This window comes from Nitratidesulfovibrio liaohensis (assembly GCF_011682075.1).
Taxonomy (GTDB): Bacteria; Desulfobacterota; Desulfovibrionia; order Desulfovibrionales; family Desulfovibrionaceae; genus Cupidesulfovibrio; species Cupidesulfovibrio liaohensis.
The window spans coordinates 1-8371 of record NZ_VSMK01000048.1; the positions used below are offsets into that span (position 1 = coordinate 1).

Here is an 8371-nt window from a genome sequence, read left to right on the forward strand (position 1 = left end):
CGGCCATGCGCAGCACGCCGCGCCGCTCCAGGTAGTCGCGCACCTGTTCCACGGTGCAGCCCATGGCGCGGGCGGCCTCGTCGTTGGCGGCGCGCCCCGGCTCGATGCGGCGCAGCACGTTTTGCACCGCCTGCAAGATGCCCCCGAGGGGGTTGTTGATCTCGTGGGCCATGCCCGCCGCCAGCCCGCCCACGGACAACATGCGTTCCGTCTGGATCATCATTTCACGCACCCGCTCGCGCTCGGTCACGTCGTCCAGACGGATCACCGCCCCTTCCATGCCGTTGGCGGCCAGGGGGAACACGGTGACGTCCTCGTAGCGGGGGGCGCCGTTGTCGATGCGGGTCAACCGTTCACCGTGCACGGGGGTCTGCCTGCCCAGGGCCTCGCGCACGCGTGGCAGTTGGGGGGCAAGGCGCGGAAAGACCTCTTCGAGGTTGCGCCCCAAGGCTGCCGAGGGGGACACGCCGGTCATCAGGACCGCCTGGCGGTTCCACTGGATGATGCGCCCTTCGGGCGAGACGCCCACCACCACCGAGGGCATGGAGTCCAGGATGTTGCCGAGCAGGTTGCGCAGCTTGCGCAGTTCCGCTTCGGTGCGCGCCCTGCGCCGCATGACCACTGCCAGAGCGGCGATGGTGGCGATCATGGCGGCCACGAAGGCCGCGATCACGTGGATTTCCCGCGCATAGGCGCGGTAGACGGAAAAGGGGCGTTCCACCACCTCGCTGCCGGGTGGCAGCGAGGCTTCACTGATGCGCCAGCGCCGCAACTGGGCGTAGTCGAAGAGGAATTCCCCAGGACCGCGCCGCACGGTGATGGACGCGGGATCTTCGCCCGCCAGGATGCGCCGCCCCATTTCGGCCATGATGTGCCCCTGCGACTGGCCGGTGACCAACTTGCCGCCCACCACGCTGCCGCCGAGGTTGAAGCCCATGACGCAGTACACAGGCACCCTGGCCGCCGTGGCGATGCGCAGTCCCGCTTCTTCATAGGTGGAGGTGCGTTCGGAGGCGTCGGAATAGTATACGCCGAGCAATACGGCGGTTTCCGGCCCCAGCGCGGCCACCTGGCGCAGCAGGTCGTCCATGGGGATGTCGGAATTCCAGCGCAGCCGCACGCGCCCTTCCAGCGGGCGCAGTGCCTCGGCCAGTTCCGCTGCGGTGGATCGGCCGCTTTCGGTGTAGTCGTTGATGACGAAGATTTCTTCCACGCCGGTGTGGGCGCGCAGCAGGAATTGCGCCGTCTCGTAAGGATAGTGTTCCTCGGTGACGCCGGTGACCCCGGACATGCCCTGCACGCGCGCCGGCGTGAAGTTGTTGGCGCCGCCGAAGACCACGGGGACGCCGGGAAAAAGCGTGTCACGATAGCGGCGCAGGAAGTTCAGGGCATGATCGTCGGAGCACAACAGCAGGGTGGGGCGCACCGTGGCGTACTTGATGCGCAGCATGGCGGCATACGCGGCGAAGTATGTATCGTCGTGCACCGCCTTGGTGTCCATGTTTTCCACCCGCAGCAGCACGTTGCCACCCGGCGGGGCCAGTTCGGCTTCCACCTCTGCGGTGAGTTTGCGCACCCAGCGCATGCGTTGGTCGTAGGAGTTGATGAGCAGGGCCTGCACCGGCGGGGTGGCGGGCAAGGCATAGGGGTCGGCTAAGGTGATGACCCCCAGCAGGGCGCAGCCGCCCAGCAGCAAGGTGGGGAGCAGCCAACTCAACGTGCCGGGGCGGGATTTGCGTGATGCTGTGCGGGCAGTAACCGGTGTCGCCATGGAGGCCGCACCTGCCAGGGCCGGGTCGTGGTCGCCCTCGCAACCCGGTGACGCATCGGTGCCGGTGGTGGATTCGGAGGCATGGGAACGCCCGGACTGAGCGTGGCGCGAAGCGGGCATGGAGTGCACTCGTGCTGCATGGGGTGAACGTGGAACTTCATCCAGTATTGGCAGAACGCGAGCGCGAACGCAACGGGTAACGCCGTATGGGGAGGGCTTGCGAGGGGGCGAAGGCATGTGCCGGGGGCGGTGGCGACTGGGTGACTGGGGTGACTGGGGGGACGGGGGGGGGCGGCGGGATTGGGATGACGGACGGTGCGGATGGTGCGGGCGGCAGCGACCCGGAAGGGGGCAGAGGGAACGGTGGGGACGGCGGGCTTCTAGCTGTCGGGGAGGCAGGAGGCACGGGTGGCAGCCTCTGTCCGGCGCAGCAGTTGCGCAAGCACCAAGGCCGGCAGGCGGACGTAGTACCAGTCGGTGATGGTGGTACCGTCGGCGGGCAACCATTCGCCGCAACGTTCGAAATGGGCCAGCAGGGCCTGCTCGGGCTCGTGCGGGGCGTCTTCCGGCGCGCGGAGGCTGCGTTCGCGGAAAAGGGCGGCCATGTCCTCCACCAGCATGAAGGCTGCGTCGTCAAGCTGCTCGTGCGCAGACGCGGCCGGTGGGTTCGCAAGGGCTGCGGTGGGTGCCAGCATTGCCACCGTGACGGCGAAGTGCGCGGCAAAGGCGTTGGGCCGGACGATGAGCCGGTCGTACTGCTCGGCATTGGCGGCAAGGCAACGCAGCCCGGCGGCGCACAGCGAACGCAGGACGTGCGGAGCGGTTGCCACGGGTGCCAAGGTTGACTGCCCGGGCTCGAAAGAGGGGGAGTCCAGCCACGTCGCCAAGGCCAGCATGGCGTCGCGGAGTCGCACGAAGGAAAGGGTGGAGAGGGCATTCATGTGATGCGTTATAGCTTTTTATATATATAGATGCAACAGTAAATGTCGTGCCGGGGCACTCCTGTCGCGTCATGCCGTCATGCCGCGTGCGCGATGCCCGCGTGCGCTTGTGGGGAGTATGGTGGCATTGGGGCCTCCCCCACTTTCCATGTGCCGCATTCTCGGCTACAATTGCTTAAATGCACAGGGTGCGGTTCCGAGCCAGCCCCGGCATCGGGTTCGTGCCGCATGGCGCCGGGCTTGGTGCCGTATGCTGGATGGCGTCGGAAGCAGCCCCGGTCGCGCGCGTCCGGACGGTACATACGGGGAGATGCGCGGCCCGTGCATGGCCGCAGCCCGACCGGAAACCGGCCGATATCGGTTTGGACCCGGTCGGCAGTGAACCAGTCACCACAGACATGCCAGCCGGGACATGCGGACCGGGACATACGGACCGGGACATACGGGATGGACGAGGCAGAGCGCAGGAACAACTACAGGGTGGATGCGCCGCCCGGCTTTCTGCGCGAGGTGGCCCTGTGGTCCGGGCGCGAAGGTTCCGGTGGGCGTCTGACGCTGGAAGACCTGGGGCCGCCCGATGCGCTGGGGCTTGCGGGGACGGGAGGGGTTGCCCTTACCGACGTGAGCACGCGGGGGTTGCGCATGCGCCTTGCGACAGAGGCCGCGCAATGTCTGGGGCTGGCGTCTGATGCGAAATCGGCCGGTGCACTGCCCGTCGGCGGACTGTATGTGTATCTCAAGCTGCTGTCTCCCGTTGTCGGGGCAGTTGTCCGAAATTATACGCTTTTTCTGGGGACGCGCGTGACGCATGTGGACCATGTGCCCGGCGCGGTCCTGCTGGGGCTGCACATCACGTCGCGCGGGGTGCCGGAAAAGGCCGAAAAGGCCTTCCGCATGTTCGACGCGGGGCGTTACGGCGTAAAGGAACTGACCCGCTGGTGCGACGAGGTGGCCCGCATGGGCCGGGGCGTGCAACCCGTACCCTCGCCCGGCCTTGACCTTGAGCATCTGCTTGCGGAAATCGACGCCGCGCGTGCGTGCGGCGCCATGCAGGCCAACAGGAACTGACACCACGCCATGTTCGTCATAATCGGTTTCGTTGTCGTCTTCGGCTCGATCATCGGCGGCTACCTGATGTCGCACGGCGTTCTGCACGTGCTGTTCCAGCCTGCGGAAATGATCATCATCCTCGGGGCGGCGTTCGGCGCGTTCATCATCTCCAACACCAAGTATTCACTCGGGCTGGTGATGAAGAACCTGAAGGTGGTCATGGGCGACCCCGGCATGAGCAAGGCCAAGTACCTCGAGGTGCTCGGCCTGCTCAATTCGCTGTTCGTGAAGATGCACCGCGAAGGGGTGATCAGCATCGAACAGGACATTGAAAAGCCGGAAGGCAGCTCCATCTTCAACAAGTACCCCGCCATCGCCAAGGACAAGCACACCGTGCACTTCATCGGCGACACGCTGCGGGTGTACCTGACCACCGGCGACCCCAACGAAATCGACAGCCTGATGGAAGTGGACATGAAGTCCATGCACGAAGAGGAATCCATCGCCCCGCACGCCATCGGCCGCATGGCCGAATCCATGCCCGGCATGGGGATCGTGGCGGCGGTGCTCGGCGTCGTGCTGACCATGGGCAAGATCAGCGAACCGCCCGAAGTGCTTGGTCACCACATCGGGGCCGCGCTGATCGGGACGTTCGTCGGTATCCTGTTCTGTTACGGCGTGTTCGGCCCCATGGGCGCAAAGATCGAGCAGACCAACCACGAGCATCACATGTACTTCGCGGTGATCAAGGAGGCGGTGGCTGCCGCCATCCGGGGGTCCACGCCGATCATTGCCGTGGAATACGGGCGGCGTGCCATTCCGCATACCTTCCGTCCCACGTTCGCCGAGATGGAAGAAAAGCTGAAGAGCTGACGCACCGCGCGCCCGGCGGCGGAAATTCCGCCTGCCGCGCACGGCGCGCCATATGGGGAGGAACGCCATGGCTGGCGGTGGATCATGGAAAGTTGCCTACGCCGACTTCGTGACGGCGATGATGGCCTTCTTCCTGCTGATGTGGATTCTGAACATGACCCCGCCGGAAACCAAGCAGGCGCTGGCGGGCTACTTTTCCACCGAGCGGTCCCTGTTCGATTCGAGCAACGTTTCGCCGGTGGCCAACAACCCCTTCGTGCAGGGCGTGGACAAGTTGGACACGCGCGATTTCAAGGTGTCGGAAACCGAAAAATCGCACTACGCCATCGCCCAGAAGCTGAAGCAGATGCTGATGGCCGACGCCATTCCGCAGAACGCCAGCGGCATCAGCGCCGACGACGTGGGCGTGCTGCTGCGGGTGAACAGCGACGTGATGTTCAAGGCCGGTTCGGCGGAACTGGTGCCGGAAGGCAGCAAGGTGCTGGACGAGGTCATCAAGATTCTGCGCGAGTACAACCTGTACCTGATGGTGCGCGGCCACAGCGACAGCGGCGAGGTGGCCGCGGGCAGCCCGTACCCCTCGAACTGGGAACTGTCCGGCGCGCGCGCGGCGGCAGCCGTGCGCTACATCATCGAGAAGGGCGGCATCAAGCCCACCCGACTGCGCGGCATTGCCTATGCCGACACGCGTCCCCTGGAACCCAACACCACTCCCGAAAGCCGCAGCAAGAACCGGCGCGTGGAATTCCATTTCCACAGGCCGGAAGTGATGTCGTACAACGTGGTGTATTAGGGTGCGTGGCGCAGGCGCAGACATTGTCCTTTCGTGCGGGGCGGGCCGGGTGGCCCGCCCCGCTTGCGCTTTGGGGGATGGGCGCGTATCTGCGGCGGTAACGGACGGCGCGGCCAGCCAGATCGGCCAGATCGGCCAGATCGGCCAGACGGGCCAAGGCCAGCCAGGCCAGATCGAACGATCCGGACAGGCCACATTGACGGGACAGCCCGGCAGGCCAGAGGTCGGTGGCCCGCGCACGGTGCAACCGGTCGTGTCCGGCTACCGGGCAACGATGCACGAACCTCGCGCGATGCGGTCGTGTCGTTGCATGACGGATTTCATGCCAGCCTTTTCCCCACCCCCTCATCCTCAACGGGCCCCGGCCCGCCCCCATGCAGGAGACGGACATGCCGTTCACATCGTTCCGCACCGCCACCACCGCAGGTTCCCATGACGCGCGCCCCCAGGCCACGGTCAGGTCGCCGTTGTTCCCGGCGCTGCTGCTTTTGGCGCTGTTGCTCCCGGCGTTCTCCCTGTCCGGCTGTGCTTCGCAGGAGCCGCTGAAGCCTTACAACCCCATGGGTGTTTCCGGAAAGGTCAGTCCGGAGGCGGAAAAGTACTTCGCCATGGCCCATGTGCTGTGGAAGGGGGGCGAAACCTGCACCGAACCGGAAAAGGCCGTGGCCTACCTGAACAAGGCCATCGATCTCCAGCCCGATTACTGGCAGGCCTTTGCCCGGCGCGGGCTGGCCTATAGCGAAATGGGCCTGTGGGACGAGGCGTTCGACGATCTGACCCGCGCCGTGCGGCAGCATCCTTCGGCAGAGAACTACGCCTGGCGGGGCCTGGTGGCCTTTCGCATGGGCAATCAACTGGGCGCCCGCAAGGACCTGACGCGGTCTCTCGAACTGGATTCCGCTCAGCATCGGGCCTGGAACTACCGGGCGGCCGTGGAACTGGCGGAGGACCAGATTGTCGCCGCCTGCGCGGACTTCGCCAAGGGGTGTTCCAACGGCGACTGCACGGGCATGGAGTCTGCCAAGCGGGAGGGCATCTGCAAGTAGCGGCGCACCGCCATTCCAGAAATGCGGCTTGACCCGGGCGCGGCGGCACCCCATCATCTGGGCATGGAGCCGTGACAGGCTTGGGAATGACCCGGCTGTGGTCATGTAACTGGTCCGGTTCAGGTCCGGTTCAGGTCCGGCTCAGGTCCGGCAGCATGCCAGGGCACCAGGTCCGGTCCGTGGCCAACGGGGGCCCGGCCGGAAGCGCAGGTCATGCGTGCCATCTCCCCGTTGCGAGGCCGCCATGCGAGACACCACTGCAACACCGTTGGCCGCATCCGCTGCCCCGAGCGGCAAGGCCACTTCGTGGGGGCGTGCGCGCCGCGCGTTCGGCGTGGCGCGAGATGTCCTGACCCGCTTGTTGTGCGTCCTTGCGCTGACCGGCGCGCTTGCAGGCATGATGGCAGGCGCGTTGGTACCCGCCGCCCGCGCGGAAGTTTCCGACCAGGATCTGGACGTCTGCCTTGCCTACGCCCAGATCGAACTGGCCAGCCAGTACGGCTCGCCTTCCAGCCTGGCCTTCATCAATGACGGGCGCGCCACCATGGAACGGTACGACGGCGTGGTGGACGGGCATTACGTGTCCACCATCCTGCGCATGGACGGCGTGTTGACCACACCGGACGGCGTGGCCCGCCCCGTACGGATAACCTGTCTGCTGGCCAGTGTGGGCGAGCCCGTGGGGCTGCGCCTGGAGCCCCGGCGCTGAACCCGGCCTGACTCCGCTGCAGAGCACGCCGGGCACACCGATGGTGCCCGGCCCGTGCGCCTTGCGGGCGAGCGGCAAGACCCCGTTCGCGCCCAGATGTCATGGCGCGGGCGGCGGGCAGGTGCTCTGCGGCTGGCGGGTGGTCCCGCTATCCGTACCAGTTTTCGATGATGTCCAGCAGGCGGTCTTCGCCGACCACGGCCAGGATGGCGGGATCGGCGTGGCAGGCGCAGTCGAGGCAGAAGTGTTCGTCGTGCAGGGGGCGCAGTTCACGTTGGGGTTGCTCCGGGGACGCATCGAAGCTGCGTCCGCAGAAGGTACAGGTCACCTGGTCGGGCATGGGTTCCTTCATGGATCGCTCCTTGCGGTTGCGCTCGGCGTTCACCCAGCGGAACGCCGGTGACGCATGACCGACTATACTTTTGGTAAGGCTGCCGCCGCCCTCCCTCCATTATTTTTCCGGGGGTCCGCCGCCGTGCGCCCGTGTCATGCCCAAAGGTGTACATGGTGTCGCCGGGTTGCCCGTGGCGGAAAAATTCCGCCACGGGCATGGTCCGTGCCAAGTGGGACCCGCCGGGACCCGCCGGGACCGGTCGGGAACCGTCGGGAGAAGGCTGGCTGCTGACCGGGGCTGATGCGCACGGCCTGGTCGCGGGCATCGGGGTTTATCCGGTCCGTTGGCAGTCCGTACCTTCCTCTCGTCCTGCCACCCCCCGCCCCTGCCGTCCGTATTGCCTAGGCTAGCCCCCAGCCATCCCCCCCGAAGCCTCCGTCCTCGCCGTGCTCCGTGTCCTCGCTGTCCTCTCTATCCTCCCAGTCCCCTTCGCCGTCATCATCCGCGCCATCGCGGTCATCGCGGTAGCCTCCGCCATGGTTCCGGACGACATCGGCCCCATGGCGCGGGTACAGTGCGTCGATGCGGGCACGCAGTTCCGGCGGGAGTTCAGGCGGCGTGTTGCCGCCGTCAGGGGACGCATCGCCATCGGCGGCTGCGGCACTCCCGAACATGCCGAGATGGCGGGCCAGCATTTCCAGGGCCTTGAGCTTGGAATGCAGCTTCACCTGCACGCCGCCACGCACCGGGGGTTCGGGCTGTGCTTCCTCCGGTTCGTGTGCCAGTCCGCGTGCCGGGCGCGTGGCACGGGCGCCGCGTGCGGTACGCGCCGTGGATGCCTCGCGCACCTCGGC

Annotated in this window: 8 protein-coding genes and 1 pseudogene; 5 read left to right on the plus strand and 4 right to left on the minus strand. The window is 66.6% G+C overall.

Annotated features, from left to right (window positions below):
• Together FVW27_RS02180 and FVW27_RS02185 are read right to left on the minus strand one after the other, a co-directional pair.
• A partial coding sequence (locus FVW27_RS02180) for a PAS domain-containing protein (protein ID WP_167122370.1) occupies positions 1–1891 on the minus strand: 1891 nt, incomplete at its 3' end.
• Between the two features lie 260 nt (positions 1892–2151).
• Positions 2152–2601, minus strand: coding sequence for a hypothetical protein (locus FVW27_RS02185; RefSeq protein ID WP_341806039.1), 450 nt, complete (start codon positions 2599–2601; stop codon positions 2152–2154).
• 558 nt (positions 2602–3159) lie between these two features.
• Between FVW27_RS02185 and FVW27_RS02190 the strand changes: the two genes are divergently transcribed.
• From FVW27_RS02190 to FVW27_RS02210, 5 genes are all read left to right on the plus strand, one after another.
• Positions 3160–3780, plus strand: coding sequence for a hypothetical protein (locus FVW27_RS02190; RefSeq protein ID WP_167122374.1), 621 nt, complete (start codon positions 3160–3162; stop codon positions 3778–3780).
• A gap of 9 nt (positions 3781–3789) precedes the next feature.
• Positions 3790–4635, plus strand: a complete 846-nt coding sequence (motA, locus tag FVW27_RS02195; protein WP_167122376.1) for a flagellar motor stator protein MotA — start codon at positions 3790–3792, stop codon at positions 4633–4635.
• A 67-nt stretch (positions 4636–4702) separates the two neighbouring features.
• Positions 4703–5428 carry an OmpA/MotB family protein gene (locus FVW27_RS02200; protein WP_167122378.1) on the plus strand — a complete coding sequence of 242 codons (726 nt, stop codon included), beginning with the start codon at positions 4703–4705 and terminating at the stop codon, positions 5426–5428.
• Positions 5429–5817: 389 nt separating this feature from the next.
• Complete coding sequence (locus tag FVW27_RS02205) at positions 5818–6474, plus strand: tetratricopeptide repeat protein (RefSeq protein WP_208294575.1); 657 nt, start codon at positions 5818–5820, stop codon at positions 6472–6474.
• Between the two features lie 244 nt (positions 6475–6718).
• Positions 6719–7183, plus strand: a complete 465-nt coding sequence (locus FVW27_RS02210) for a hypothetical protein (RefSeq protein WP_167122380.1) — start codon at positions 6719–6721, stop codon at positions 7181–7183.
• 148 nt (positions 7184–7331) lie between these two features.
• Here the strand turns inward: FVW27_RS02210 and FVW27_RS02215 are convergent, their stop codons facing one another.
• Together FVW27_RS02215 and FVW27_RS20755 are read right to left on the minus strand one after the other, a co-directional pair.
• The gene (locus FVW27_RS02215; RefSeq protein ID WP_167122382.1) at positions 7332–7535 is read right to left on the minus strand and encodes a hypothetical protein; all 204 of its coding nucleotides are present in this window, start codon (positions 7533–7535) and stop codon (positions 7332–7334) included.
• Between the two features lie 383 nt (positions 7536–7918).
• Positions 7919–8371: pseudogene (locus FVW27_RS20755) on the minus strand (terminase small subunit); the annotation flags it as partial.